General features: G+C 60.3%; 20 protein-coding genes. 14 read left to right on the plus strand and 6 right to left on the minus strand.

The window, feature by feature from the left end:
• Positions 1 to 3 precede the first annotated feature (3 nt).
• On the plus strand, positions 4 to 456 hold the full coding sequence (locus AC1MDT_RS03210) for a DUF2231 domain-containing protein (protein ID WP_480420662.1): 453 nt from the start codon (positions 4 to 6) through the stop codon (positions 454 to 456).
• A 43-nt stretch (positions 457 to 499) separates the two neighbouring features.
• Here AC1MDT_RS03210 and pcsA read toward each other — a convergent pair whose 3' ends face one another.
• Positions 500 to 1,219: a phosphatidylcholine synthase gene (pcsA, locus tag AC1MDT_RS03215; RefSeq protein ID WP_480420663.1), complete on the minus strand. Its 720-nt coding sequence runs from the start codon at positions 1,217 to 1,219 to the stop codon at positions 500 to 502.
• Positions 1,220 to 2,069: 850 nt separating this feature from the next.
• Here pcsA and AC1MDT_RS03220 point away from each other — a divergent pair.
• The 5 genes from AC1MDT_RS03220 (at position 2,070) to AC1MDT_RS03240 (ending at position 9,335) form a co-directional block, all read left to right on the plus strand.
• On the plus strand, positions 2,070 to 3,092 hold the full coding sequence (locus AC1MDT_RS03220) for a helix-turn-helix transcriptional regulator (protein ID WP_480420664.1): 1,023 nt from the start codon (positions 2,070 to 2,072) through the stop codon (positions 3,090 to 3,092).
• A 312-nt stretch (positions 3,093 to 3,404) separates the two neighbouring features.
• On the plus strand, positions 3,405 to 5,264 hold the full coding sequence (locus tag AC1MDT_RS03225; RefSeq protein ID WP_480420665.1) for an amidohydrolase: 1,860 nt from the start codon (positions 3,405 to 3,407) through the stop codon (positions 5,262 to 5,264).
• Between the two features lie 18 nt (positions 5,265 to 5,282).
• Positions 5,283 to 7,025, plus strand: coding sequence for an amidohydrolase (locus AC1MDT_RS03230; RefSeq protein WP_480420666.1), 1,743 nt, complete (start codon positions 5,283 to 5,285; stop codon positions 7,023 to 7,025).
• 106 nt (positions 7,026 to 7,131) lie between these two features.
• Positions 7,132 to 7,872 carry a TorF family putative porin gene (locus AC1MDT_RS03235; RefSeq protein WP_480420667.1) on the plus strand — a complete coding sequence of 247 codons (741 nt, stop codon included), beginning with the start codon at positions 7,132 to 7,134 and terminating at the stop codon, positions 7,870 to 7,872.
• Between the two features lie 50 nt (positions 7,873 to 7,922).
• Complete coding sequence (locus AC1MDT_RS03240) at positions 7,923 to 9,335, plus strand: purine-cytosine permease family protein (RefSeq protein WP_480420668.1); 1,413 nt, start codon at positions 7,923 to 7,925, stop codon at positions 9,333 to 9,335.
• 13 nt (positions 9,336 to 9,348) lie between these two features.
• On the opposite strand, the gene AC1MDT_RS03245 is transcribed toward AC1MDT_RS03240, so the two are convergent.
• The 5 genes from AC1MDT_RS03245 to AC1MDT_RS03265 all read right to left on the minus strand — a co-directional run bounded on the left by AC1MDT_RS03245 (position 9,349) and on the right by AC1MDT_RS03265 (position 15,587).
• On the minus strand, positions 9,349 to 10,767 hold the full coding sequence (locus AC1MDT_RS03245) for a M15 family metallopeptidase (RefSeq protein ID WP_480420669.1): 1,419 nt from the start codon (positions 10,765 to 10,767) through the stop codon (positions 9,349 to 9,351).
• A gap of 286 nt (positions 10,768 to 11,053) precedes the next feature.
• Complete coding sequence (glyA, locus tag AC1MDT_RS03250) at positions 11,054 to 12,310, minus strand: serine hydroxymethyltransferase (protein ID WP_480420670.1); 1,257 nt, start codon at positions 12,308 to 12,310, stop codon at positions 11,054 to 11,056.
• A 47-nt stretch (positions 12,311 to 12,357) separates the two neighbouring features.
• On the minus strand, positions 12,358 to 12,735 hold the full coding sequence (gcvH, locus tag AC1MDT_RS03255) for a glycine cleavage system protein GcvH (protein ID WP_480420671.1): 378 nt from the start codon (positions 12,733 to 12,735) through the stop codon (positions 12,358 to 12,360).
• Between the two features lie 363 nt (positions 12,736 to 13,098).
• Positions 13,099 to 14,607 carry a sigma-54-dependent transcriptional regulator gene (locus AC1MDT_RS03260; RefSeq protein WP_480420672.1) on the minus strand — a complete coding sequence of 503 codons (1,509 nt, stop codon included), beginning with the start codon at positions 14,605 to 14,607 and terminating at the stop codon, positions 13,099 to 13,101.
• 56 nt (positions 14,608 to 14,663) lie between these two features.
• Positions 14,664 to 15,587: a LysR family transcriptional regulator gene (locus AC1MDT_RS03265; RefSeq protein ID WP_480420673.1), complete on the minus strand. Its 924-nt coding sequence runs from the start codon at positions 15,585 to 15,587 to the stop codon at positions 14,664 to 14,666.
• Between the two features lie 152 nt (positions 15,588 to 15,739).
• Here AC1MDT_RS03265 and speB point away from each other — a divergent pair, with 152 nt between their 5' ends.
• The 8 genes from speB to AC1MDT_RS03305 all read left to right on the plus strand — a co-directional run bounded on the left by speB (position 15,740) and on the right by AC1MDT_RS03305 (position 26,311).
• The gene (gene speB, locus AC1MDT_RS03270) at positions 15,740 to 16,744 is read left to right on the plus strand and encodes an agmatinase (protein ID WP_480420674.1); all 1,005 of its coding nucleotides are present in this window, start codon (positions 15,740 to 15,742) and stop codon (positions 16,742 to 16,744) included.
• Positions 16,745 to 16,771: 27 nt separating this feature from the next.
• A complete protein-coding gene (locus AC1MDT_RS03275) occupies positions 16,772 to 18,280 on the plus strand; it encodes an aldehyde dehydrogenase family protein (protein WP_480420675.1) in 1,509 nt (502 codons plus the stop codon).
• Between the two features lie 219 nt (positions 18,281 to 18,499).
• Complete coding sequence (locus tag AC1MDT_RS03280; RefSeq protein WP_480420676.1) at positions 18,500 to 20,068, plus strand: purine-cytosine permease family protein; 1,569 nt, start codon at positions 18,500 to 18,502, stop codon at positions 20,066 to 20,068.
• Between the two features lie 2 nt (positions 20,069 to 20,070).
• Positions 20,071 to 21,759 carry a choline dehydrogenase gene (betA, locus tag AC1MDT_RS03285; protein ID WP_480420677.1) on the plus strand — a complete coding sequence of 563 codons (1,689 nt, stop codon included), beginning with the start codon at positions 20,071 to 20,073 and terminating at the stop codon, positions 21,757 to 21,759.
• 121 nt (positions 21,760 to 21,880) lie between these two features.
• Positions 21,881 to 22,210, plus strand: coding sequence for a hypothetical protein (locus AC1MDT_RS03290; protein WP_480420678.1), 330 nt, complete (start codon positions 21,881 to 21,883; stop codon positions 22,208 to 22,210).
• A 427-nt stretch (positions 22,211 to 22,637) separates the two neighbouring features.
• Positions 22,638 to 24,641 carry an aminotransferase class I/II-fold pyridoxal phosphate-dependent enzyme gene (locus AC1MDT_RS03295; protein WP_480420679.1) on the plus strand — a complete coding sequence of 668 codons (2,004 nt, stop codon included), beginning with the start codon at positions 22,638 to 22,640 and terminating at the stop codon, positions 24,639 to 24,641.
• 28 nt (positions 24,642 to 24,669) lie between these two features.
• Complete coding sequence (locus AC1MDT_RS03300) at positions 24,670 to 25,452, plus strand: transporter substrate-binding domain-containing protein (RefSeq protein WP_480420680.1); 783 nt, start codon at positions 24,670 to 24,672, stop codon at positions 25,450 to 25,452.
• Positions 25,453 to 25,597: 145 nt separating this feature from the next.
• Positions 25,598 to 26,311 carry an ABC transporter permease gene (locus tag AC1MDT_RS03305; RefSeq protein ID WP_480420681.1) on the plus strand — a complete coding sequence of 238 codons (714 nt, stop codon included), beginning with the start codon at positions 25,598 to 25,600 and terminating at the stop codon, positions 26,309 to 26,311.
• Positions 26,312 to 26,315 lie beyond the last annotated feature (4 nt).

Raw genomic sequence — 26,315 nt, forward strand, 5'->3', positions numbered from 1 at the left:
GCAATGAAAGAGGGTGGCACCATGCGTTGGCCCCGGCATTTTTTAGGCCTGCCGCTGCACCCTATGCTGGTGCACTTTCCGCTGGTGTTCTGGCTTAGCGTGCCACTGTTCGACGGGCTGGCACTATGGTCCGCTGCGGGCCCCTGGTGGGGACTTGCCTTGGGCGCCAGTCTTGCCGGCGTCCTGACCGGCGTGCTTGCCCTGATGACGGGCCTGATGGAATACATCCACCTGTCCGAAACCGGCAGCAACGATGTGCGGCTGGCCGCCCGTCATGGGGTGCGCACGACCCTCGTCTGGTGTGCGATGACGGTGAAGTTGATAGTCGCCAGCCTGGCGCAAACCTCTGCGGTGTTGATCCTGGGCTGCATGGTGACCGACGTCCTGGCTTGCGCCTTGTTGCTGCAAGGGGCGTTTTTTGGCACTAAGGTGACGTATGGCGGGTACGAGCGGTGAACGCGGGCGGTCAATAACAACCGCCCCATCAGCATGGCTGACATCAGCCCCGGGACTTTTCGAGCCACTCCATCGCCGTACGCCAGATGCAGATTCCCAGAAAGTACGCTGACATCAGCAGCCAAAGCCCCATCACCATCGGGTTGATGACGGGATGGTTGATCACCAGCGATAAACTGCACAACAGCCAGATGGCCGTGACGGCGATGTTGATCGGCATGAACTTGCGCACGCGAAACGGGTGAAGGAATTTCATCTGCGTTACGGTCAGGAGCGCCAGGCCGATGACAGTGAGCAAGGTGACCCATGGCGACGGTGCAATGATGTACAGGCACAGCGCGACCACGTTCCACGCGGCGGGGAAACCCTGGAAGTAGTTGTCCTTGCTTTTCATGTTGACGTTGCAGAAACAAAACAGCGACGAAATCAGAATCAGCGAGACGGTCAGCAGCAGCGTGTAATCCGGCAACGGAACGTAGCGATAGATGAATAGCGCCGGGATAAACACATACGTCAGGTAATCGATGACCAGGTCGAGGATCGAGCCGTCGAAACTCGGTAGCACCGACTGCACATTGACTTTGCGTGCCAGCGCGCCGTCCAGCCCATCGACGATCAAGGCGATGCCCAGCCACAGCAGGCAGGTGGTGGGTTGGTTTTCCAATAGGGCGAGGGTCGCGAGGAAGGCGGTGACCACGCCAGTGGCGGTGAAACCATGGGCGCCCCATGCTTTGAGCCTGGCGATGTGTAGGGTGGAAATCACGGCGGCATTCTCCAGAAAGTGAAGCAAGCCAGTTATCACCCTGATGATCGAGGGCGGCGGCAAACCGGGGTCGGGTTGTAGGTATCGACCTGAAATCCGGGAATAAGGTTCACCGTTCGTCAATCTTAGCTGGGCGGCCAGAGAATACTGCGGATTTATCTGTGGCGCTGTTCACTTATGGGCGGCGGGGGGGTAATGGGCTTTGATTGGGTGTATATCCTTTTTTTTGGTGATGGCTGCTAATGGTTTCGCCCTTACGGCGAGTCACTTGGAAAAGCCCCAAGTAACCAAGGGCTCTTGCCCCTTTCGTTCGGTGCCTCGCTATGGCTCGGCATGCCCTCGCTCCGGTCCTGCTCCGTGGGCCCGCCGCCATCGGCCATCCATGGCCGGGGGCGGCTAACCCGGCATCCATGCCGGGTTGCCCACTGCGCAGAACCTCCACTCGGCTTCTCGAGGGGGCGGTGCGTCAAGATCAAAAGCTGAAGGCGAGCTAACGCTCGGCCTGATAAGTGGTGAGGATCAAAAGCGGTACGCCGCGCCATTGTGGGGGGTGAAAAACAATTGCGGTGCGCCGATCCATTGTGGGAGTGAGCCTGCTCGCGAAGCTGTTGATCTTGCCGTTGCCGTTGCCGTTGCTTCGGCTTCAGATCTGCCGCCCCCGGCCATGGATGGCCGATGATGGCGGGCCTCCGGAGCAATACCGGAGCAACGCTGGAGGGAGGGCATGCCTGGTCACGCTCGGCGGCGCTTTGAGGGAGTGAACGCTTTGCGCGAGCAGCGCACTGGACGCGATCGCTGCGCCTATGGCATCGTCGAAATAATACGCCATGTAGCAAACAGGATCAGCGCGATGGAGGAGGGGGATGAAGTCGACGTCAAGACGTCGATGGCGACGCTGAAGGCGTTCAATCTTTGTGTGCTGCATTTGGGGCGGCTGGCTCGAGATCGCGGCGCTTCCCAATTCATCGCCGATGGTTTGCAGGCATTCCGCCAACTGGTGCCGTTCGCTTCGGCCTGGTGGGGCGAGATGTCCGCGTCTGGCGCCAATACTCCCCCCAAAAGCTGGATGCACGGGCGGATCAATCTGCCCGAGTCGTTTGCCGCCGAATGGCACAAGGTCGCGGTCAGCGATAGATTTTCTCATCAGACCTTGAGTCAACTCGGGGCAGTCGTGCGTGACAGTGAGTTCACCGACCCCTGCGAGGAGGTCAACGACTTTGCACGGCGTCACGACCTTTACCATGTGATGTGCATCACCTTCGAATTGCCCGAAAGTGGCTTGATGTTCTTCGTCTGTCTTTACCGTGGGGCCCAGGCACAAGCGTTCAGCGACAGCGAAGCCGATTTGTTTTCGGCGTTCTGCGACCACTTGTTGCAGTTGTGGCGGTTTCAGGTGCAGGACATGATCCGGATCGACATGGGCAACGGCGCGACGGACTTCGGGGTCGCGCGCATGGACGGCAGTTTGCTGTACGTAGGGGCGAAGTTGTGTGTGGCCATTCAGCGCGAGTTGCCGGGGTGGAGCGGTTCAATGCTTCCGGTCGAGGTGATCGCGCAACTGCCAAAGGCGCCCTGCGTCATCCGCCTGGGTCGCTGCGCATTGACGCTGAGTCCTAACGCCGATCACGTCATCCTGTCGCTCGAAGCGCAATCGCGCGGGGCGGTGCTGGCACCACGGGAGCGCACGGCAGCGATGCTGTTCGCCGCCGGTCATTCCTACAAAGAGATCGCCAAAATCCTTGTGTTGAGTCCGGCGACAGTGCGCACCTACTTGCGCAACTGCTATTTGCAGTTGGGCGTGAAAAGCAAGGTGGAGCTGGGTTCTGTGCTGCGTTCGGCGAGTTCGCTGGCGGATGCGGCACGCCGCGATTAATCCCGGCTGTAACGCGATCTGTAGCAGCTGGCGAAGCCTGCGTTCGGCTGCGCAGCAGTCGTAAACCCTGAGCGCTCGGTGAGTCTGACACACCGCATTGTCTGACTTTACGACTGCTGCGCAGCCGAACGCAGGCTTCGCCAGCTGCTACACGTTATGCGTTCAGGCGTAACCACCGGAATTTACCTCACCCCTCCTCATTTGTGGAGGTCCGTACTTCTGCTGCGCTCTATATCGTGTGCCCTGCATATCAAGGGCTTGCACGGCAGTCTGTTCGGGCCACTTCAAAACTATAAAAACAGGGGTGAGGCATTGAAATTGTCCAGGCTATTTATCGCCGTTGCAGCGACAACGGCATTTTCCGGTGTGGCGCTGGTGGGGTGCCAGACGCAGGGTTCGACAGGCGCTGACATGGTGATGCGCAACGGTTATGTCTACACCGTCGATGGCAAGAATTCGGTGCAGCAGGCGATTGCGGTGACCGGGGGCAAGATTGTCTATGTTGGCAGCGATGAGGGCGTTGCCGCCTACATCGGCGCGCAGACACAGCAGATCGACCTGGCAGGACGCATGCTGATGCCGGGCTTCATCGATGCGCACATGCACCCGGGGGACGGCGGTCGTGCCATGACCCTGTGTGACCTGAAATATCAGACGATGACGCGCAAGGTGTTCCAGGAAACCATTCAGGCCTGCCTGGATGCTGACAAGGACAAAGGGCCCGACGTCTGGCTCGAAGTCGGCAGCTGGGACCGCATAGGCATGGACGGACTCGACGGCGATCCGGACAAATCGACCCTGGACGCACTCAAGACCCAACGCCCGATCCAGGTCCGTTCCACCGACTTCCATACCGTGCTGACCAACTCTCGTGGCCTGGCCGTTGCCGGCATCAACAAACACACGGCCAATCCCGGTGACGGCAAGTACATGCGCGACAGCGCCGGCAACCCGAACGGCATCTGTGAGGATGGCGCTGCCGATGCCATGGCCGCCATGGTGCCGCCGGCTACCGATGCCGAGAAGCTGACGCAGACCCGTGCGGCACTCGACGCCATGCGCCAGCAGGGCATTACCAGTTTCTTCGATGCCTTGTCGGGCCCCGAGAATGGCAAAGCCTTCACCACCTTGCAGCAGTCGGGCGAGCTGACTGCCCGGGCGTTGTTGGCGATCAAACTGGACCCGGCTGCCGCTGCTGCCGACCCGGCAAAAACCATCGCCGAGGCCAAGGCACTGGCCAACACCTATGACCAGGGCGAAGCCAAACCCGCGCCCGGGGTGAGCATGCGCCACGTCAAACTGTTTATGGATGGCATCATCAACGCCCCGGCGGACACGGGGGCAATGTTGACGCCGTACCTGCACAACTCCGGCACCGCCAAGGCGCCGAAGTGGACGCCGGGCAAAAACACGGGTGAGCTGTATTTCCCGCCGCAAGTCCTCAACCCGTTACTGATGCAGGCGGTCCAGGCCGGCTTCGACCCGCACTTGCACGCCACCGGCGAACGCGCGGTGCGTGATGCGCTGAACAGCATCGAGTACGTGCGCCGGCAACTGCCCGGTAATGGGTTCCGTCCCGCTATTGCTCATGCCGAGTCGGTGGACCCTGCCGACTATTCACGCTTCAAGGCCCTTGATGTGACCGCCACCATGTCCTTCCAGTGGGCCCAGCAGGCGCCGTCCACGGTCGATGGCACCAGCGATCATCTGGGCGCCGAACGTTTTTCCCGCATGGAGCCCTCGGGCAGCATCGCGAATGCCGGTGGCCGTGTGGCGTATGGCAGTGACTGGCCTGTCGACCCGCTGGATGAATTCCTGGCGCTGAAAATCGGTGTTACCCGTTCGGGCGATCCGCTGAACCCGCACAGCTATGGCCCCAAGTACGCCGGGCGACTGAACAATGACCCGGCGCTGTCGCGCAGCGAAGTGTTGCGCAGCATCACCCTGAACGCCGCCGAGCAGCTTAAGTTGGAGAACGTGGTCGGTTCGGTCGAAGTGGGCAAGTTCGCTGACTTGATCGTCCTCGACAAGAACTTCATGCAAGTGCCCGAGGACGAGCTGGGCCGAAATCAGGTGTTGCTGACCGTCGTGGGCGGCAAGGTCGTATGGGCCAAGGCACCGTTCGTTGGCCTTCAAACGGCTCAGGCATCCCTCACTCGTACCGCCCAATAAAAACAAGAGAGCGTTCCGATGCAACGATTTATTCCAAACCTGTTGGCCGCGGCACTGGCGTTGGCTTCGATGCAAGCCATGGCCGCCGCCGACCTGGTGCTGTTCAACGGCAAGGTTTTCAGCGCCGAACCTGGCCAAGGCCTTTCGCAGGCGGTGGCCGTGCAAGACGGCAAGATCCTCAAAGTGGGCAGCGATGCCGAGATCACCGCCCTGGCCGACGCCCGGACACAACGCATCGACCTGGCCGGCAAAGTGCTGATGCCGGGGATGATTGATACCCATAGCCACCCGGTGGTCGCGGCCTTCGACAGCATGGGGGCCAATCTGCTGGACGAAGAAAAACCGTTGCCGGAACTGGAGCAATGGATCATCGAGCAGGATCAGGCAGGCCGTGCACGGGCCGGTGACGTGATCAGCATTGCCGGGGTCAGTTCAGCCTATTGGGACAAAAGTCGCGAACTGGGAAAACGCTTCAATCAGGGGCGCTGGACCGAGCAACCGCTGGTGCTGAGCGGGATTGACGGTCACACCGGCTGGGCCAACAACGCCATGCTCAAACGTATAAACATCGATGCTGCGCTGGTCAAAAGCCTGCCGGAAAAAGAGCGAAGCTATGTGGGGCATGAAGCCGACTTCACACCCAATGGCTATTTTGCCGAGTCGCGCTGGGACCTGGTCCGCAACCAGATTCCGGCGCCTAGCGACGAAACCATGCTGAAGGCTGCCCGCGAGGCAGTGAAGGTCAACAACCAATATGGTGTCACCGCCTGGATGGACGCCGCGGCGAATGCCGGCAGCGGCGATTCGCTGTTCGACTTCAAGGCAACCGAGCAGAGCTACGGTGTTCTGCCGCTGTACCGCGAACTGGCGGAGAAGGGCGAACTCAGCGCACACGTCGCGGCGCTGCTGGTCACTAACCCGAAAAGCAAACCGGCCGACCTCGACGTGCTGGCCACGGTGATGAAAAAGTTCGAGGGCGTGCCCAACCTGACGTTCCCCGGCATCAAGGTGTTTGCCGACGGTATTCTGGAGTTTCCAGGGCAGACGGCCGCGGTGATCGTGCCCTTCAAGAACAGTCATAAAAACGGTCAGCTGCTGATCGACCCGGCGCACTTTGGTGAGCTGGTGGTGGCGGCGGAGAAGCGCAACTGGATTGTGCACATGCACGCGGTCGGCGACCGCGCCGTGCGGGAGTCTTTGAATGGCGTTGCCTATGCGCGCAAGCTCAATCCGACGCCGGTGGCGCACAGCATCGCTCACCTGCAACTGGTCAATCCCAAGGAGTTTCCACGCTTCAAACAGCTGGGTGTGATCGCCTCCATGCAACTGTTGTGGGCCACCGGCGAGACGTACACGGTGGAATTGGTCAAGCCGTACATCAGCGCGTTTGCCTACGGTTATCAGTACCCCGCCAGGTCCCTGCATAACGCCGGCGCGGTCATCGCCGGAGGCAGTGACTGGCCGGTGTCCAGCCCCAATCCATGGAACGCCATTGCTCAGGCCAGCACCCGTAAAGGACCGCTGGGCGTGCTGAATGCCAAGGAAAGCATTGATCGCCAGACCATGTTCTACGCCTACACCCTCAATGCCGCCAAAGCCCTGCGACTGGAGCAGCAAATTGGCTCGTTGGCACCCGGCAAACAAGCGGACCTGATCATCCTCGACCGCGACGTATTCAAGGTCAGCGACGATGAACTGTTCGAGACCAAAGTCCTGAAGACCTTCTTCGCCGGCAAAGAGGTTTACGCGCCCGCGTCCTGACCACCACGGCCGCACCCCCCAAAATATGCCTGCTCCTCGTACCGCGAGGGGCCCGGCATCGCCATGCCCGACATTCCATGTACCGCCATAACAATAAGAGAGTTGTATGAACGCACGCGCACTCTTCACCCTGGCCAGCCTTGTGTTGGCCCCCCTGACCACGCAAGCACTGACACTCAGCGATGACTTCAACCTCGACATGAGCCTGACTGCTGTCAGCGATTATCGTAGCCGCGGTATCTCGCAAACCCTGGGCGATCCGGCGGTTCAGGCCGGTGCCACGCTGATGCACAGCAGCGGCCTGTATGTCGGCGCCTGGACCTCGAACGTCGATTTCGGCGGTGACTTCAAGACCCGGCAGGAACTTGAGTACTACGCGGGTTACTACTGGCAGGCGACGGAGGCAATCAGTCTCGATCTGGGCTACATCAAGTACGACTACCCCAAGGAAGGCCAATTCAATCTGAGTGAGGTCTACGCCATCCTCGATGTTTACGGGGTGAAGCTCGGCGGTTACTACTCAAAGGACACGCCGAACGCCTTTGGCGAAGACCAGGACACCCTCTACACCTACCTCAGCTACAAAATCGCACTGCCGGCCGAGGTTGGCCTGGACCTGCGCGTGGGGCGCAACGATGTGAAAGACCCGGCGTTCTGGTCCGCCAGCGGCGACAGCCGCGAGTCCTATTACGAGTGGGAAGCCAAGGTGAGCCGTGAATTCGTCGGCGTGACCTGGGGCCTCAGCTATATCGATACCGACCTGTCGAAAAGCGAATGCGCGGGCTGGTACGGCTATGACGATTTGTGCACGGCGACCGTGGTCGCCAGTGCCAGCAAGACTTTCTAAGCGTTAACGCGCGAACCCTAAAAACAAGTACCTCACAGGAAAACACCGTCATGCCCCAGGTCAGCGATAGTCAGCAACGAAGTCCCCTGATCGAGACCCGTTCGATCGATTACATTCCCGAGGCCGAACGCCACGGCAGCCTCTACAGCCAGTTCACCCTGTGGCTCGGCGCCAACCTGCAGATCACGGCGATTGTCACTGGCGCGCTGGCGGTGGTACTGGGCGGTGATGTGTTCTGGTCCCTCATCGGCTTGCTGATCGGCCAGTTGCTCGGCGGTGCGGTGGTTGCCTTGCACGCGGCGCAAGGCCCGAAGCTGGGGCTGCCGCAGATGATCTCCAGTCGGGTGCAGTTCGGGGTTTATGGGGCGGCTATCCCGATTGTGCTGGTGTGCTTGATGTACCTCGGTTTCAGTGCCACCGGCGCGGTACTGTCGGGGCAGGCGATTGCCCAGTTGATCCAGGTCAGCGACAGCGCCGGGATTCTGATCTTCGCCGTGTGCATCGCGTTTCTGACGATCTTCGGCTATCGGGTCATTCACTTGGTGGGACGAGTGGCCAGCGTGCTGGGGATCATTGCCTTTGCGTATCTGTTTACCCGGTTGATGACGCTCAACGATATCGGCCTGTTGCTGGACAATCGCCATTTCGGCTGGAGCACGTTCCTGTTGGCCGTGTCGTTGTCCGCCTCCTGGCAAATCGCCTTTGGCCCTTACGTGGCAGACTATTCGCGCTACCTGCCGAGCAACACCGCGTCCTGGAAAACCTTTGCCGCTGTCGGTCTGGGCACGGTGCTGGGGGCCCAGGCTTCCATGGTGCTGGGGGTGTTCGCGGCGGCGTTGGCCGGTACGAATTTTCGCGGTCATGAGGTGGCAACCATCGTCGGGTTGGGCAGTACGGGGTTGATGGCTTCGCTGCTGTACTTGAGCGTGGTGTTCGGCAAGGTCACGGTGTCGACGCTCAACGCGTATGGCAGCTTCATGTGCGTGGCCACCATTATCAGTGGCTTTCGCAGTCGCCTCGAGATTACCGCCCGGCAGCGCATGCTGTTCGTGCTGATGATTGTCGTGGCGTCCACCACACTGGCGCTGCTGGGGCAGTACTCGTTTCTGAACAGTTTCAAGTACTTCATCCTGTTCCTGCTGACGTTCTTCACACCGTGGAGCGCGATCAACCTGGTGGATTACTACTTCATCAACAAGGAGCGCTACGACATCCCGGCCTTGTCCGACCCGGCAGGTCGCTACGGTCGATGGAACGTGCTGGGAATCAGCGTGTACGTCATCGGCGTGTTGATCCAGCTGCCTTTTGTCGATACCCACTTTTACTCCGGGCCAATGGTCGGGCAGCTGGGCGGTGTTGATATTTCCTGGATCGTCGGCCTGACAGTGCCAGGGATACTCTATTACCTGCTGGCCAGGAACTCAGCGCTTGCGGTGGCGGTTGAGCGCAGTTCAGAGGCCTGAAGCGGCTCACGTATCAATGTCCGGGGAGGTTCCAGCGTTCGCGAAAGTGCTGGTATTGCTCCTCGGGCATTTGAATCAATAGCGGGGACTGGCGCGGGTCCAGCCAACTGAGCAAACGAGTCATGTCCGCTTGATCCATGGCGGTGCAACCCAGCGTCGGGGACGTCGGGCTACGCCAGACGTGAAAGAAAATGCACGAACCCGACGCGGGGGAGGGTGGCGTGTTGTGTTCGATGACAATGCCTTGTCGATACAGCTCGTCCATGCTGCGCATGTGTTCGGAACTGTTCCAGTCCTTCGCGACAGTCGCCCCGTCGACCAACTGGTTGTAGTGTGTGGACTGGCTGTCATCCACGCATTCGATGGCGGGTGTCAGCGCCAGGTAAGGCAGTCGGGTATCGGCCGTGGTGTCGTAGCCAAAAGCCGTCCCCAGCTTGAAGATCCCGGCCGGTGCTTTGCCGTCACCCTCCTGTTTAATCGGACCGTCTTGCGGGTCAACGGGGGTGAGTCCCTTGCCCCAAGCCAGCCCGCTCTTGCCTAACACCACCGGAAACGGCGCTTCGTACGGTCGAAACGCGTTCCCCTGGCGCTCATAGCGCTGGGCGGTGCCCTGGCTGTCAGTCCAGTTTTTGCTGGTGACCACAATCAGCTGATGGCTGGTGTCGAGAACGCTGCCCGGGTCCAGCCGCGTGATGGGGAAATCCATCACGTTCTGCAACGCAGCGTCCCGTGTGTAGGTGAAGTGCCACCATTCCTTTGAATAGCCGGCAAACCCTTCCTTTTCCATGGCGCGGCTGAGCGTCTGACGATTTTGTTTGGCGACCGCGTTGATCGTCGGGTTGTCGGTATGCGCCGGCTCATCGAAGCAATCGAAACCGGTTCCCATGTCCAGCGCGCCGTCGTGCCAGCGTTGGCCATAGGGGGCTGTGCAATCGACTGGTGTGGCTGAAGGTGTCCAGGTTTCGGCGGGCAGGGCGCCCGGGCCGGTCAATGTCAAATCAACGGTGCTGCCTTTGGAGTGGTTGGAAACCCGGGCGACATAACCCAGGTGCCAGAAGTCTTTCTTGTCCACGCGCGGATAGAACTCGGCCTTGAGCGGGTCACCCGGTTCCGTTGCGAAACGTCCCATGTCCGCGACAGCCCGGCTGGGTCGATAGCAGTCAAATACCTTCAAACCGTAGCCTTGCGTGCGCAGTGCCGTTTGTACCCGAGCCAGTGCCTTGGCGGCTTCCAGCGACAACAGGCATTCCGGCGCCGCGTACCCGTCGAGGACGTGTCCGGTGAAATTGTGGGTGCTGGCGTAGCGGATATCTTGCTCAATGCTCGGATCAACCGTACGCAAGTACACCATGTGCTCGGGCCGTGGCTCGGCGCCGGCGAGGCACGGCGCAGCGAGGCTCAGAAACAGGATTTTGCACAGGAGGCGGCGCATGTGAGGCTTCCGGAAAGGTTGGATGCCTCATCATGGCTTCAAACCCGCTCCGCTTCCACGAGGTTGTGCGTCGCATGCCGCATCGAAGCCTGCGTTCGACCCCGTAGCAGCTGTCGAGCTTGCGAGGCTGCGTTCGGCTGCGCAGCAGTCGTAAAACCTGAGCACGCGGTGTTTCTGAAACACCGCATTGCCTGATCTCACGACTGCTGCACAGCCGAACGCAGCCTCGCAAGCTTGACAGCTGCTACGGGGCCGAGCGGCTACTGGTTGTGTTGTGCGCTGCGGGTCAGTCGCGGTAGACCGGGAAATCACTGCACATCGCTGCGGCCTGTCTGGCGACATGTGCCTCGACATCGGCGTCGCCGAGGTGATCGAGGATGTCGCAGATCCAGCCCGCCAGTTCGATGCTCTGGGCTTCCTTGAAACCTCGACTGGTAATCGCTGGCGTACCGATACGCAGGCCAGAAGTCACGAAGGGCGATTGTGGATCGTTCGGTACCGCGTTCTTGTTCACGGTGATCCCGGCACGGCCGAGGGCAGCGTCGGCGTCTTTGCCGGTGAGGCCCTGACGAATCAGGCTGACCAGAAACAGGTGGTTGTCGGTGCCACCTGACACCACGTCGTAGCCACGGTCGATAAACACGTTCGCCATCGCCTGGGCGTTGCGGATCACTTGCGCCTGGTAGGTAGTGAAGGCGGGCTCCAGCGCCTCTTTGAAGCACACCGCCTTGGCCGCGATCACGTGCATCAACGGGCCACCCTGGCCGCCGGGGAATACGGCTGCGTTGAGTTTTTTCTCCAGTTCCGGATTGGCCCTGGCCAGGATCAGGCCACCACGCGGACCGCGCAGGGTCTTGTGCGTGGTGGTGGTGACCACGTCGGCAAAGGGAATCGGGTTCGGGTACAGACCGGTTGCCACCAGCCCGGCGACGTGGGCCATGTCGACGAACAGGTAAGCGCCCACTTTGTCAGCGATCTGACGGAAGCGCGGGAAGTCCAGGGTTTTGGAGTAAGCGGAGAACCCGGCGATGACCATTTTTGGCTTGTGCTCAACCGCCAGACGCTCGACTTCGTCGTAATCGATCAGGCCGGTGGTGGTGTCGATGCCGTACTGAACAGCGTTGTAGAGTTTGCCGGAGAAGCTGACTTTGGCGCCGTGGGTCAGGTGGCCGCCGTGGGCCAGGCTCATGCCCAGCACGGTGTCACCGGCCTGCAGCAACGCCAGATACACTGCGGCATTGGCCTGGCTACCGGAGTGCGGCTGGACGTTGGCGTAATCGGCGCCGAACAGCTGTTTGGCACGATCGATGGCCAGTTGTTCGACCACGTCGACGTGCTCGCAGCCGCCGTAGTAGCGCTTGCCCGGATAGCCTTCAGCGTACTTGTTGGTCAGGCCGCTGCCTTGCGCTTCCATGACGCGTTGGCTGGTGTAGTTCTCCGAGGCGATCAGCTCGATGTGGTGTTCCTGTCGCGCGTCTTCGGCGTTCATCGCCGCCAGCAATTCGTCGTCGTAGCCTTTGATCTGGTCATGCTTGCTGAACATGGTGAAGCCCTCTGTTTATTTTCTGGAGGTTTGACGTACCCGGGGGATCAGGCGTCGGTGTTGATCAGGTGCTCATAAGCGGTCTGGTCAAGCAGGGTGTCCATTGCGCTGGCATCGCGTGGTCGCATGCGAAAAAACCAGCCTTCTCCCAGCGCGTCTTCATTGATCAATTCGGGGGCGCTTTCCAGCGTCGAGTTCACTTCAACCACTTCGCCGTCCAAGGGCATGTACACGCCGCTGGCCGCTTTTACCGATTCCAGCACCGCCACTTCATCGCCGGCATCGAATGCGCGCAACTCGGGCACTTGAACGAAGACCACGTCACCCAGCGCTTGCTGGGCGAAAGGAGTGATGCCTACGGTAATCAGGCCATTGCTCTCAAGACGCAGCCATTCGTGGTCGGTGGTAAAACGCAGTTCGCTCATATCAACTCCTTATTGTTCTGGTGGCTTCAGAGGTGATAGCAAGGGGGGTGCCATATTTATTTATTCGTTTTAAATCAATGATATAAATTGTTTTAGGCAGGGTTGGCGAGTCGCGCGTGTATTGAAACCAATACAGGCATCGGGGGCGGGAGCAGGAAAGTCCGGACCAGGCGAGTGACGGTGTTTTGTCTTGGTTTCGATACGCTGTAGTGATTTACAGACAGTGGGAGTTGATGCAGCACCTGTGGGAGCGAGCTTGCTCGCGATGAGGGCGGGCCAGTCGAAATCACTGTTGACTGAGCCACCGCTATCGCGAGCAAGCTCGCTCCCACAGGGATCTGCAGTGGTTCAAAACTGCGGGTATCAGGGCTTGTTGGGAATGCCGTACTTGCGCAAGCGGATGGCAATCGCGCTGTGCGAGGTGTGCAGGCGAGCGGCGAGCAAACGGCTGGAGGGGTAGCTGCGGTAGAGCTGTTCCAGAAGGTTCTTTTCAAACCCTTCGACGGCTTCCTCCAGACTGCCCACTTCACCGTCGTTCTGCCGCTCCACGGCCGTGCGGGCGATGTCCAGGTCGTCGATGTCCACCAGCGGATTTTCACAAATGGCGGCGGCGCGAAAGATCACGTTTTGCAGTTGGCGGACGTTGCCTGGCCAGCGGTTGCCAAGCAGTGCCGCAAAGGTGCCGGGCGCCAGTCGGCACAGCGGACGCTGAATCTGCGCACAGGCTTGCTGCATGAAGTGATTGGCCATCAACAGGATGTCGTGACCGCGCTCACGTAACGGCGGCACTTGCAGATTGAGCACATTCAAACGGTAGAACAGGTCTTCGCGAAAACGGCCTTCAGCGACCATTTTTTCGAGGTCGCGGTGGGTCGCGCTGAGGACCCGCACATTGACCTTGACCTCGCGATCGCCACCGACCCGGCGGAAGCAGCCATCGCTCAAAAAGCGCAGCAACTTGGCTTGCAGGTAAGGCGACATTTCACCGATTTCATCGAGGAACACCGAACCTTGATCAGCCAGTTCAAGCAGGCCGAGTTTGCCGCCCCGTTGCGCACCGGTGAAGGCGCCGGGGGCGTAGCCGAACAGTTCGCTCTCGGCGAGGCTCTCTGGCAGTGCCGCGCAGTTAAGGGCCAGAAAGGGGGCTTCGCGGCGTGTGCTGATGGCGTGGCAGGCGCGGGCCACGAGTTCTTTGCCGGTGCCGGTTTCACCCTGAATCAGCAAGGGCGCATCGAGCGTGGCAACGCGCTGGGCACGGGACTTGAGTGCACGAATCGCGGGTGACTCGCCGAGCAGCGCATCGAAGCCTTCGGCGTGGTCGTGGTGCAGCGCCGACAGGCGTTCACCGATACGACTTGGCTGATAGAGGGTCAAGAGAGCGCCGGCGTCGGTGATCGGCATGGCATCGAGCAGCAGGGTCTGGCCGCCGAGGGTGACCTCATGCATGGGCAGGCGGAAACTGTGTTCGATCAACGTGTGTTGCAAGTCCGGATCATCGAACAGCGCGCTCAACGGCTCACCGGCCGGCTCACGACCACACAGGGCGATCAGCGCCGGATTGGCCAGCAGCACATGGCCCAGGCCATCCACCGCCAGCACCGGATCGGAACTGGCCGCCAGCAGGGCATCCAGTTGCAGACGTCGGCGTTGCCCCGGGAGGATGTCGACCATCGTCACCGCTTGCACGCCGCGCACACCGAGCAACGCATCGCGCAGCTCTTCCATCACATCGGCGCCCAGGGTCGGTGCATCGATGTAAACGTTCGGCGGAACCATTTCCACGGCATCCAGATTGAAACTGCGCCCACCGAGCAGGGCCAGCACTTCCTGGGTGATGCCGACGCGGTCGATGAAGGTGACGTGGATGCGCATAGGTGGCCTGCAAGGGTTGCGAACGGAATGAGTATGACCGGCACGCGCCGCGTCTGTCAGGTGTTGCCGGTATTGCCGGTGTTGCGTGAAGTGGCGGCCAGGTCCTCAAGAAACGCCTCAAGTATCGGCGGCGGGGCAACGCCGCGACGGGTGATCACATCGAACGGAGACATCAGTTGCAAACTGGCCGGTGCCAATTGGTGCATCTCGCCGGTCTTGATCCACTGCGCGGCAAAGTGCACGGGCAGAAAGCCCAGGTACGCACCGGAGATGATCAGGATCGCCAAGGCCTCGATGTTGTCGACGGTGGCGGCGGCTTTGCTGACACCCAGGCGTTCCAGGTCGTACTGCTGCATGTAACCCCTGACGACAATTCGGCTCGTGGAAATCTCTTCGAGCAGTTCGTCACCCTCGGCCTTGCTGCCATGCAGCGGATGCCGCCGCCCGCAATACAGCCCCAGTGCCTCCTTGTACAGCGGCGAGTGCAACAGGCCCGGAACGTAGATCGGGAAGTGCCCGATGGCCAGGTGCAACCGGCCGTCGAGCACGCGTTCTTCCAGCTCGGCGGGGGTGCCGACGTACACGTTCAGGTGCACGTCATGCCCCCTGGACACGAAGCGTTGGGTGGTACGCGGGATCGGTGAATCAGGGTCGGTGATGGTGGTGTCGATGATCCCCAGGTTGAGCTTGCCGCTGATGTGTTGCTTGAGCACGTCGGCGTCCATGCAGAAATTTTCCACCGCCGAGAGCAGGCGCTGGGTCGCTTCATGGATGGCCACGCCTTGCTCGGTCAGGCGAAACCCGCTGCGTCCACGTTGGCAGAGCTTGACCCCGAGCCGGGTTTCCAGATGGGTCATTTGTTCGCTGATGGTTGATTGGCCGGCATTCAACGCCGCTTGCGCAGCAGAAAAGCCACCGCACCGAACAATCGTGGCAAACACCCTGAGCAGTTTCAGATCGACATCGTGCAGCTGAATCACCTTGGACCTCCTGCGTGTGGATGCATCGGTAATGCCGATATGAGTATCTGATGTTTAGCATTTTTTCCACGAAAACCTGCGTCCATAGTCACTTCAACGGCGGTCACCTTCCATGTCCGCTGAGCCGAAAACAAGAATTGGAGAGGCCTGAAATGTCGAACAATGGTTATGAATCCGGTCGCCTGAACCTGCCCTTCGTGGGGCACTGCACCTTTGGCAAATCCCCGGTGTGCACCGACTGGGATGCACTGGATGCGGACGTGGCGATCCTTGGCGTACCCAACGACATGGGCACCCAATGGCGTTCCGGCGCACGTTTCGGGCCTCGCGGGATTCGCGAGGCATCGACGCTGTTTTCCTTCGGCCATGCTGGGGCCTACGACCACGAAGATGACGTCATGTACCTGACCGCGGCCGATGTGCGCATGGTTGACGTCGGTGACGCCGACATCGTGCACACCGACATGGTCACCAGTAACGAGAACACCGAGTATGCCGTGCGCAAGATCCTCGATGCCGGCGTCATGCCCGTCGTGCTCGGCGGCGATCACTCGGTGCACGCGCCAGTGATCAAGGCCTTCGAGGGGCGCGGTCCGATCCACATCATCCACTTCGATGCGCACCTGGACTTCGTCGACGAGCGTCACGGCGTTCGCTATGGCCATGGCAATCCGCTGCGCCGCGCCTCCGAAATGAACCACATCGTCGGCATGACCCAGATGGGCATCCGCAACGTGTCTTCCTCCAATCGCGATGACTACGAAGCGGCCCATGCGGCGGGCTCGAAGATTCTTTCGGTACGCGATGTGCGTCGCCTTGGGGTCGAGGGTGTGCTGGCGTTGATCCCGCAAAACATCAACTACTACATCACCATCGACATCGACGGCTTCGACCCGTCCATCGCGCCTGGCACGGGCACACCGAGCCATGGCGGCTTCCTCTACTACGAAGTGCTGGAGATCATCCAGGCCCTGGCCAAGCGCAGCAAAGGCAACATCGTCGGCATGGACCTGGTTGAGGTCGCACCCGTATATGACCCTTCCGGCATGACCTCGATTCTGGCCGCGCAACTGCTGCTCAACAGCATCGGTTTCATCTTCCACGAGCGGGCTCAGGCGCGGCACGCCTTGAGCGAAACCACCACGGCTTCGGCGTGATTTGACCGCCGCACAGAGAGCGTAGAAATGGACACGATCGTTAAGCAGTATTTGCAGAAATTCGGTGTATCCGAAGCCACCCAGACCTTCCTCAGCAAGGTACAGAAGATGTTCATCGGTGGCGCCTGGGTCGAGGCCAGCGACGGCCAGACATCCGAGGTCATCGAACCCTCGACCGAGGGCCTGATCACGCGGATTCCCATGGGCACAACCGAGGATCTGGACCGCGCCGTGCAAGCAGCCCGCGCACAGTTCGACGGTGGTGCATGGCGTCAGGCCAAGCCGGCGGAGCGTGAGCGGATGATGCAACGCCTGGCCGACCTGATTGAACACAACGCCTTTGAACTGGCGGAAATCGAATCGATCGACATGGGCAAGTCGGTGGCCTTCGCCAAGGATGTCGATATCCAGGGCACCGTCGACACGCTGCGATATTTTGCCGGTTGGGCCACGAAACTCCACGGGCGCACCGTTGAACCCTCGTTGCCGGGCAATTACCTGGCTTATACACGCAAGGAAGCGGTGGGAGTGGTCGGCGCCATCGTGCCCTGGAACTTCCCTTTGCAAACCATGGCCTGGAAGCTCGGTGCGGCGCTGGCAACCGGCTGCACCGTGGTGGTCAAGCCGGCCGAACTGACCTCGCTGTCGGCCCTGCGTTTTGCTGAGCTGGTGCAGGAAGCCGGCATCCCGGACGGGGTGATCAACATCGTCACCGGGCGCGGCAGCGTGGTCGGTGCGGCCATGGCCACGCACCCCGGCATCGACAAATTGACCTTCACCGGTTCGACCCCGGTCGGCCGCACTGTCGGGCGTGCCGCGCTGGACGAAATGAAGCGACTAACCCTGGAACTCGGTGGAAAATCACCGGTAATCGTGTTGGCCGACGCGGACGTGCCTGCGGCCGCCAAGGCCATCGCCAACGGGGTGTTTTTCAATTCGGGACAGGTGTGCGATGCCGGTACTCGCGCTTATATTCATCGCAGTATCTACGACGAGTTCCTGCGTGAACTGATCACCTACACCCGCACCTTGAAAATGGCCCCGGGCCTGGACCCGGACTGTTTCATCGGCCCGCTGGTCTCGGCATTGCAAAAGCAGCGAGTGAGCGATTACATCGAAACCGGCAAGCGTGAAGGCGCCGAACTGGTCTACGGCGGCCAGGCTGTCGATGGCCCCGGTTTCTTCGTCGAGCCGACCATCTTCGCCCATTGCCGCAACGACATGCGCATCGTTCAGGAAGAGATTTTTGGTCCGGTACTGGTGACCGCGCCATTCGATGATGAAGAAGAGGCCTTGGCGCTGGCCAATGACTCGCCGTACGGCTTGGCAGCCGCACTCTATTCCAATGACCTTGGAAAGGTGCACAGCCTGATTCCACGGCTGCGTGCGGGTTCGGTCTACGTCAACGCCCACGGCACCCTCGACCCGTCGATGCCGTTCGGTGGCTACAAGCAATCCGGATTCGGCAAGGATCTGGGCGCGGAGCAGCTCGATTACCTGCTCGAGACCAAGGCGGTCTGGATCACGCTGCCCTGAGTCACGGCTGACGGAGCCCCTTGTAGGAGCGAGCTTGCTCGCGATGGAGTGTCAGTCGACACCCCTGTAGCTGACACACCATCGCGAGCAAGCTCGCTCCTACAGGTTTTGCGTCGGCGAGGCCTTCATTAATCAGGAACAGCAAGGAGGCATTCGGGCATCGTTCACCCAAAAGAATGCGGTTATTCCGTCATGATCTTCCAACAATAAGAGACCATCATGAACACTAACGCCAAATCCGCTCCGAGCGTCTCGGTCCTCGATGACAAACCCGTTGTCGAAAGCCATTCGATTGACTTCATCCCGGAACACGAACGCACCGACAAACTGTCGAGCCAGGGCCCGTTCTGGTTTCTCGGCAATTTCACCTTCTTCACCATGACCATCGGCTTCGTCGGTCCGAGCGTCGGCCTGACGGCGCTCTGGACCACACTGGCCGGCACGCTGGGCATCATGTTTGGCACGCTGTTCATGGCCTTTCATGGCTCGCAAGGCCCACACCTCGGCCTGCCGCAGATGATCCAGTCGCGTGCGCAGTTCGGCTATCGCGGCGTGATCCTGGTGCTGCTGGCGACGCTGTTTGTGTTCGCCGGGTTCAACATCGTCAACCTGGTGTTGATGATGCAGGGCCTGCACACGCTCTTTGGCTTCAACCCCGCCGTGATCGCCGTGGCCGTGACGATACCAGCGGCGATTTTGGCGATCCTCGGCCATGACTGGATGCACCGTAGTTTCAAATGGGCCTTGTACCTGTCGCTGCCACTGTACGGACTGGTGACGTTGGCGGTGCTGATGGGCTGGGTTCCCGATGCGGCAATGCCGGTGCTCGGGGCCGGTGAAGTAGCGCCGCCGCCGTTGGGTTTCAACTGGACCGGTTTCATCGCCCAATTCGCGGCGGCGGCGAGTTACAACATCGCTTATGCCCCGTATGTGTCCGATTATTCGCGTTACCTGCCGAAGAACACCTCCAGCGGCAAACTGATCGCGGTGGTGTTTCTGGGGGCGTCGTTGTCCGGTGCGTGGATGATCTCCGTGGGTGGCTGGCTGGCCGATCACCTGCATTCCACTGATGTGCTGGTGGCCCTCGGCCAAGTCGGCAACACCGTGTCGCCGTTGATGGGCACTGTGGTGGTGGTCATCACGATCCTGGCGTTCCTGCCGGTAATCGCCATGAACATCTACAGCGCCAAGCTGACCACGCTGACCTGCGTCGACTCGATCAAGCACATCGAACCCACCCGCAAGGCGCGGGTCCTGGCGATTGGTTTCGTGATTCTGCTGCAACTGGGCGTGGCCCTTAGCATCCAGAGTTCGGGCAAAGGCCTGTCGGTGCTGGGGATCTACCTGGTGGTGATGTTGTACTTCCTGGTGCCATGGACCTCGGTCAACCTGACCGACTACTTTTTCGTCCGCAAGGGCCGCTACGCCATCCCGCACTTCTTCATGCCTCACGGCAACATCTATGGCAGTTGGGGCCTGCGCGGCATTGCAGCGTACGCCATAGGCTTCATTTCGATGATCCCGTTCTTCTACATCTACGACGGCGTCGAGCAGCGTGAAGTCTATGTGGGTCCGCTCGCCAAAGCGCTCGGCAGTATCGACATCGCCTGGCTGGTCGGCCTGATCGTGTCGGGGCTGGTGTACTACTGGTTCAGCCGCTCGATCGATCTCAAGCGCGAAGAAGCGGTCATCCAGCACATCGAAAAAACATCCCCTCAATACACCACTGGCGACAAGCTGACCTTGCACTCGTTGCCCGTTTTCAACGAATCGACGGTCGGGAGATAACCATGGCTACGCAAAAATACGACTACATCATCATCGGCGCCGGCTCGGCAGGTTGTGTGTTGGCCAACCGCTTGAGTGAAGACCCGGACACCTCCGTGTTGGTGCTGGAGTTCGGCGGCAGTGATCGCAGTGTGGTGATCCAGATGCCGAGTGCCTTTTCGATCCCGATGAACACCAAGAAGTACAACTGGCGCTACGAGACCGAGCCGGAGCCTTTCCTCAACGGCCGTCGAATTCACTGTCCGCGCGGCAAGGTGCTGGGTGGCTCATCGTCGATCAATGGCCTGGTGTACATCCGTGGTCACGCCTATGACTTTGACGAGTGGGAGTCGCTCGGCGCACAGGGCTGGGGTTACCGCAATTGCCTGCCGTATTTCAAACGGGCCGAGAGCTACGAGGAGGGCGGCGACAACTATCGTGGGCAAACCGGGCCGTTACACACCACCAACGGCAATCACATGAAAAACCCATTGTATGGTGCCTGGGTCGAAGCGGGCGCCGAAGCGGGCTACCTCAAGACCGACGACTGCAACGGCTTCATGCAGGAAGGTTTCGGCGCGATGCACATGACCGTGAAAAATGGCGTGCGTTGCTCCACTGCCAACGCGTACCTGCGCCCGGCGATGGGCCGCCCGAACCTGACCGTGATCACCCATGCGATGACCCGCCAGATCATCCTCGAAGGCAAACGCGCGGTGGGGATCAGCTATGACCACGATGGCCAGACCCACCAGGTCTATTGCAACCGCGAAGTGCTCGTATCGTCCGGCCCCATCGGTTCGCCGCACTTGCTGCAACGCTCCGGCATCGGCCCGGCCGACGTGCTGCGTAAAGCCGGGATCAGCGTCCGCCATGACCTGCCCGGGGTAGGGGAGAACCTGCAGGATCACGCCGAGGTGTACATCCAGTTTGGCTGCAAGGAACCGGTAACACTCAACAGTAAAATGGACCCGCTGAGCAAACTGCTGATCGGCCTGCGCTGGCTGCTGTTCAAGGATGGGCTGGGGGCGACCAATCATTTCGAGGCCGGTGGCTTCATCCGTTCCGAGAAAGGTCTGCGCTGGCCGGACATTCAGTTCCACTTTCTGCCGGCAGCCATGCGTTACGACGGCAACAAGCCGATCAAGGGCCACGGCTTCATGGTGCTCACCGGGCCGAACAAACCGAAAAGCCGCGGCTATGTGCGGGCCCGTTCCGCCGACCCTTACGAGCATCCGCAGATTCAGTTCAACTACCTGCAACGCGAAGAAGACCGGGAAGGTTTCCGCCGCTGCATACGCCTGACCCGGGAGATCATTGGCCAGAAAGCCATGGACCGTTTCCGCGACGGTGAGATCGCACCGGGACCTCAGGTGAACACTGATGCAGAAATCGACGCCTTCGTTCGTGAAAACCTTGAGAGCACCTACCATCCTTGCGGCTCGTGCCGAATGGGTGAGGACGATAGGGCGGTGGTCGATTCCGAGCTGCGCGTGCATGGCATCGCCGGTTTGCGGGTGATCGACTCCTCGGTGTTCCCGACTGAGCCGAACGGCAACCTCAATGCCCCGACCATCATGCTCGCCGAACGGGCCTCCGACCTGGTGCGCGGACGTAAAATGTTGCCCGCCTCCGATGTGCCTGTCGGCGTGGTCCAGGATTGGGAAACCAGTCAGCGCTCATCGCTGCCAGGACGCAACGTCCGGGTCTGATCCAGACGCCCGACAGCCAGGCTACCGTGAAGGTAGCCTGGAGATAAGGCATTTTGCTGGCCCCGCAGTCTCGCACTAACCGCCAAAATCATTTTATTTTCAGGTGGTTAGGTGGATGCAAATGCACAAGGTAGTGATCGCGCTGGTCTCGTTTTCTTTGGCGAATGTGGTGGTCTCGGTCCAGGCCAAAGAGCTGTTGCCCAATGATCGGTACATGTGCAGCTGGGGCGCGGGTACTGCGGCGAGGGCCCAGGAACTCAAGCTTTCGGGCGTGTCGCTGTATGCCGCTCGTCAAAAAATACAGGCCTACCCCTTCAGCAAAGCCTGGATGCGGATGATGGCCATGGGCATTACCGAGCAAACCTACGACAGCCCATCGAAGTTCAAGCCTGAGGCTGTCCGGGAGAGCTTCTACGAAGGATGCATCCACTACAAGTTGGCCCGTAAATAACCGGGCCCTCGCCAGTCAGTAAGAAAATCTCAGGCGAAACACGCTCCTTGTAGCAGCTGGCGAAGCCTGCGTTCGGCTGCGTAGCAGTCGCAAATCGGGCGCCGCGGTCTTTCAGGTTAACCGAGTACGCAGGATTGACGACTGCTGCGCAGCCGAACGCAGGCTTCGCCAGCTGCTACATATCGGCATTAGCCCTCGACCCCCATCTCCCTCACGGCGCCGGAAAATCGTTCCGGCGAGCCGCAATACTCCCTCCTTAGTTCCCTATCGAAAAACGGCGTGACTGTCGTGAAAACGACCTGTTTACGCTGAACGCGCAACGCGATGATTTTTCTGTTGAACGACTGTTCAGCTTCGACTATGTTCCTTCCACCTCCCCGGCTGGTTGCGCGGGCTTGCGTTTCTTCTATTCGAACGAGGCACTGGCATGCGGTTTTCACCCTTTGTTGAGCGGATTTCAGGCGACGGTGTTGCCGCTTGGGATATTCACTATGCGGCATTTGAAGCCCAGCGCCGTGGCGAGGATGTGATCATCCTCAGCATCGGTGACCCGGATTTCCCCACCCCCGATTTCATCACCGATGCCGCGATCCACGCCCTGCGTGAGGGCGACACCCACTACACCGAAATTGCCGGGCGCGATGCCTTGCGTGAAGCCATCGCCGCTCGCTACAGCCCGTTGTTTGGCCGTGAGGTGCAAGCGTCCAGCGTCATCATGACGGCGGGTGCGCAGAACGCATTGTTTGCCGCCTCGATGTGTTTGCTCACGGCCGGCGATGAAGTGATTGCCCTGGACCCGATGTACGTGACCTACGAGGCGACGCTCAAAGCCTCCGGCGCGACGCTGGTGCGCGTGCCCTGCGCGGCGGATTCAAATTTCCGGCTCGATGCCGCCGTATTGGCCAAGGCCATTACCCCACGCACCCGGGCCATTTTCCTGGCCAATCCAAACAACCCCACCGGCGTAGTGCTCAACCGCGAGGAGCTGCAAGCCATCGCCGAACTCGCCATCGCCCATGACCTGTGGGTCGTGGTGGACGAGGTGTATGAGAGCCTGTGCTTCGAGCGCGAACACCTGAGCCTGGCGGCTTTGCCGGGCATGGCCGAGCGCTGCGTGGTGATCGGCAGCCTGTCGAAATCCCACGCCATGACCGGCTGGCGTATTGGCTGGATTGTCGCCAATGAAGCCCTGATCGCGCATGTCGAAACCCTGGTGCTGAGCATGCTTTACGGCTTGCCGGGTTTTGTCATGGAAGCCGCGCTGAAAGCAGTAGAAGCCCATGAAGACGTGACCCACGGCATGCGCGACATCTATCGCCGTCGTCGTGATCTGGTGGTTGCGGGGTTGTCTGACTGCCCGGGGATTTCAGTGCTCAAACCCGATGCCGGCATGTTCGTGTTGATGGACGTCCGTGGTACCGGGCTGACCTCTCTGGAGTTCGCCTGGCGTCTGCTGCGCGAGGCGCGCGTATCGGTTCTCGATGCGGCCGCATTCGGTGAGCCGGCCCAAGGTTTTGTGCGGCTCTCGTTCACCTTGGGTGAAGAACGGCTGGCCCAGGCTTGCCAACGTATTCGCGATTTTGTCCTGGTGTTGAAAGGCGAAGCGCCGAGGCCGGTGATCAGTCGGGTCACCTGTGAAGCGACCGTTGAGCCGGCCGCTGGCAAAACCATGATTGAAGTCGATCGCCTGCACAAACGCTTCGGCAATATCGAAGTCCTCAAAGGCGTTTCCCTGACGGCCCGCGAAGGCGACGTGATCTCGCTGATCGGCGCCAGCGGCTCGGGCAAAAGTACCTTGCTGCGCTGCATCAACATGCTCGAAGTGCCGGACCAGGGGCGCATTCTGGTGGACGGCGAAAGCATTCACCTGAACTTCGATCGTCCCGGCGCGCCGCTGGTGTCCGACGCCAAACAGCTGGTACGGATCCGTTCGAGCCTGGGCATGGTGTTTCAGAACTTCAACCTCTGGCCCCATCGCACGGTGCTGGAAAACCTCATCGAAGCGCCGACCCAGGTCCTGCGTGAAAGCCGTGCGGAGGCCACTGAACGGGCCGAAGCCTTGCTCGAACGTGTGGGGCTTGCCGCCAAGCGCAACGAGTACCCGGCGTTTCTCTCCGGGGGACAGCAACAACGGGTGGCGATCGCCCGGGCCCTGGCCATGCGGCCCAAGGTCATGCTGTTCGATGAACCCACCTCGGCACTCGACCCGGAACTGGTCGGCGAAGTGCTGCGGGTGATCCGCTCTCTCGCGGAAGAAGGCCGGACCATGATCCTGGTGACTCATGAAATGGCTTTCGCACGCGATGTCTCTTCCAAAGTCGCCTATTTGCACCAAGGGCTGATCGAGGAAACCGGCTCGCCGGACGAAGTGTTCGTACACCCACGCAGCGAACGTTGCCGACAATTCGTCAACGCTCATCAGACTCGCTAATACACAATAAAAAGACGGGGAAAGAATCATGGGAAATCGACGTTTGGCAAATTGGATGACAGGTGTGGCCTGCGTAATGCTGGCCGGCATGAGTGCGGCACAGGCTCAGCCGATCAGGTTCGCGGTGGCGGCCGAACCCTATCCGCCATACACCGAGAAACAGGCTAATGGTGAGTGGAAAGGCTTTGAAGTGGACCTGATTCACAAGCTGTGCAGCGACATGAAAGCCGAGTGCGAGATCAAGGAAGTGGCGTGGGACGGGATCATCCCGTCGCTGTTGGCGAAGAAGGTCGACGTGATTTTTTCTTCCATGTCGGTGACCGAAGAGCGCGAAAAACAGATCGCGTTCAGCAAGGCTTATTACGATTCGGTGGTCGCGGTTGTAGGGCCGAAGGGGACGTCGGTGAAAAAGTACCCGGATGATCTCAAGGGCAAGATCATCGGCGTGCAGAACTCGACGGTGAGCGCGAGCTACCTGAAGCAGTACTACGAAAAAATTGCTGACGTGAAGTATTACGACACCCAGGACTCTGCCAACGCCGACCTGATTGCCGGTCGCATCGACCTGATGATGGCGGACGGCACGGCCATGGCCTCGTTCGTCAAGACTCCCGATGCCAGCAACCTGGAATACCTCGGCGCGGTGCCTTATGACCCGATCTTCGGCAAGGGCGTGGGCGCCGGTCTGCGCAAGGACGACGCTGAACTCAAGGCCAAACTGGACAAGGCGATCACGAGCTTGCTCGCGAGCAAAGACTATGAGGACCTCTCCCAAAGCTACTTTGGCACCAGCGTGAAACCGGCGTTCTGACTTGTAGGAGCGAGCTTGCTCGCGAAGAACGTCAACGATAACGCGGTGTGTCTGAAGAACCGCGTCGCTCTAACGTCCATCGCGAGCAAGCTCGCTCCTACAAGGGATCGCGGTAACCGGTTGGTTGCGATAATGGGAGAGTGAAATGCCGGCAATGTTCGAATTGATCAATTTCAGCGAACAAGGATGGGGCAGTGCGCTGATAAAAGGGCTCTGGATGACCCTGCAGATATCGGCCGGGGCCTTCGTGGTCGGGCTGTTCATCGGTCTGGTGGTGGCCTGCCTCAAGTTGGGCGCGCCCAAACCGATCGCAGCACTGATGCGCGGCTACACCACGTTGTTTCGCGCGGTTCCGGAATTGTTGCTGATCCTGTTGCTGTACTACGTCGGTTCCATGCTCCTCAATTCGCTGATGGCCCAGATGGGTTACGGCGTACTGAACGTCAGCGGGCCGCTGGCGGCGATCCTGGTGCTGGGCCTCGTGCAAGGCGCTTACGCTTCGGAGATTTTTCGGGCGGCGATCCAGGCGATTCCTTTCGGTCAGATCGAGGCAGCGAGGGCGTTTGGCCTGAGCGGGTTCGGTCTGTTCCGGCGCGTCACACTGCCGATCATGGCGCCCTATGCAATGGCCGGGATGGCCAATTTGTGGATCAACCTGATCAAGGACAGTGCACTGATCAGCGTGGTCGGCACCAACGAGCTGTTGTACACCGCCAAGCAAGGCGCGGGTTCGACGCGTCACTACCTGTTGTTCTACCTCACGGCCGCGGCGATGTATTACGCGGTGACGTTGGTGTCCAACTACCTGTCGGGACGGCTTGAGCGACGTATTCGTCGCTGGATGCCTTTGGCTGAGTGAATGA

Source organism: Pseudomonas sp. ASL7, assembly GCF_056680375.1.

Coding starts and splice junctions, on each gene's coding strand:
- AC1MDT_RS03210 (WP_480420662.1), top strand. CDS start 4: ATGAAAGAGGGTGGCACCATGCGTTGGCCCCGGCATTTTTTAGGCCTG.
- AC1MDT_RS03220 (WP_480420664.1), top strand. CDS start 2,070: ATGGAGGAGGGGGATGAAGTCGACGTCAAGACGTCGATGGCGACGCTG.
- AC1MDT_RS03230 (WP_480420666.1), top strand. CDS start 5,283: ATGCAACGATTTATTCCAAACCTGTTGGCCGCGGCACTGGCGTTGGCT.
- AC1MDT_RS03235 (WP_480420667.1), top strand. CDS start 7,132: ATGAACGCACGCGCACTCTTCACCCTGGCCAGCCTTGTGTTGGCCCCC.
- AC1MDT_RS03240 (WP_480420668.1), top strand. CDS start 7,923: ATGCCCCAGGTCAGCGATAGTCAGCAACGAAGTCCCCTGATCGAGACC.
- AC1MDT_RS03245 (WP_480420669.1), bottom strand. CDS start 10,767: ATGCGCCGCCTCCTGTGCAAAATCCTGTTTCTGAGCCTCGCTGCGCCG.
- glyA (WP_480420670.1), bottom strand. CDS start 12,310: ATGTTCAGCAAGCATGACCAGATCAAAGGCTACGACGACGAATTGCTG.
- gcvH (WP_480420671.1), bottom strand. CDS start 12,735: ATGAGCGAACTGCGTTTTACCACCGACCACGAATGGCTGCGTCTTGAG.
- AC1MDT_RS03260 (WP_480420672.1), bottom strand. CDS start 14,607: ATGCGCATCCACGTCACCTTCATCGACCGCGTCGGCATCACCCAGGAA.
- speB (WP_480420674.1), top strand. CDS start 15,740: ATGTCGAACAATGGTTATGAATCCGGTCGCCTGAACCTGCCCTTCGTG.
- AC1MDT_RS03275 (WP_480420675.1), top strand. CDS start 16,772: ATGGACACGATCGTTAAGCAGTATTTGCAGAAATTCGGTGTATCCGAA.
- AC1MDT_RS03280 (WP_480420676.1), top strand. CDS start 18,500: ATGAACACTAACGCCAAATCCGCTCCGAGCGTCTCGGTCCTCGATGAC.
- betA (WP_480420677.1), top strand. CDS start 20,071: ATGGCTACGCAAAAATACGACTACATCATCATCGGCGCCGGCTCGGCA.
- AC1MDT_RS03290 (WP_480420678.1), top strand. CDS start 21,881: ATGCACAAGGTAGTGATCGCGCTGGTCTCGTTTTCTTTGGCGAATGTG.
- AC1MDT_RS03295 (WP_480420679.1), top strand. CDS start 22,638: ATGCGGTTTTCACCCTTTGTTGAGCGGATTTCAGGCGACGGTGTTGCC.
- AC1MDT_RS03300 (WP_480420680.1), top strand. CDS start 24,670: ATGGGAAATCGACGTTTGGCAAATTGGATGACAGGTGTGGCCTGCGTA.
- AC1MDT_RS03305 (WP_480420681.1), top strand. CDS start 25,598: ATGCCGGCAATGTTCGAATTGATCAATTTCAGCGAACAAGGATGGGGC.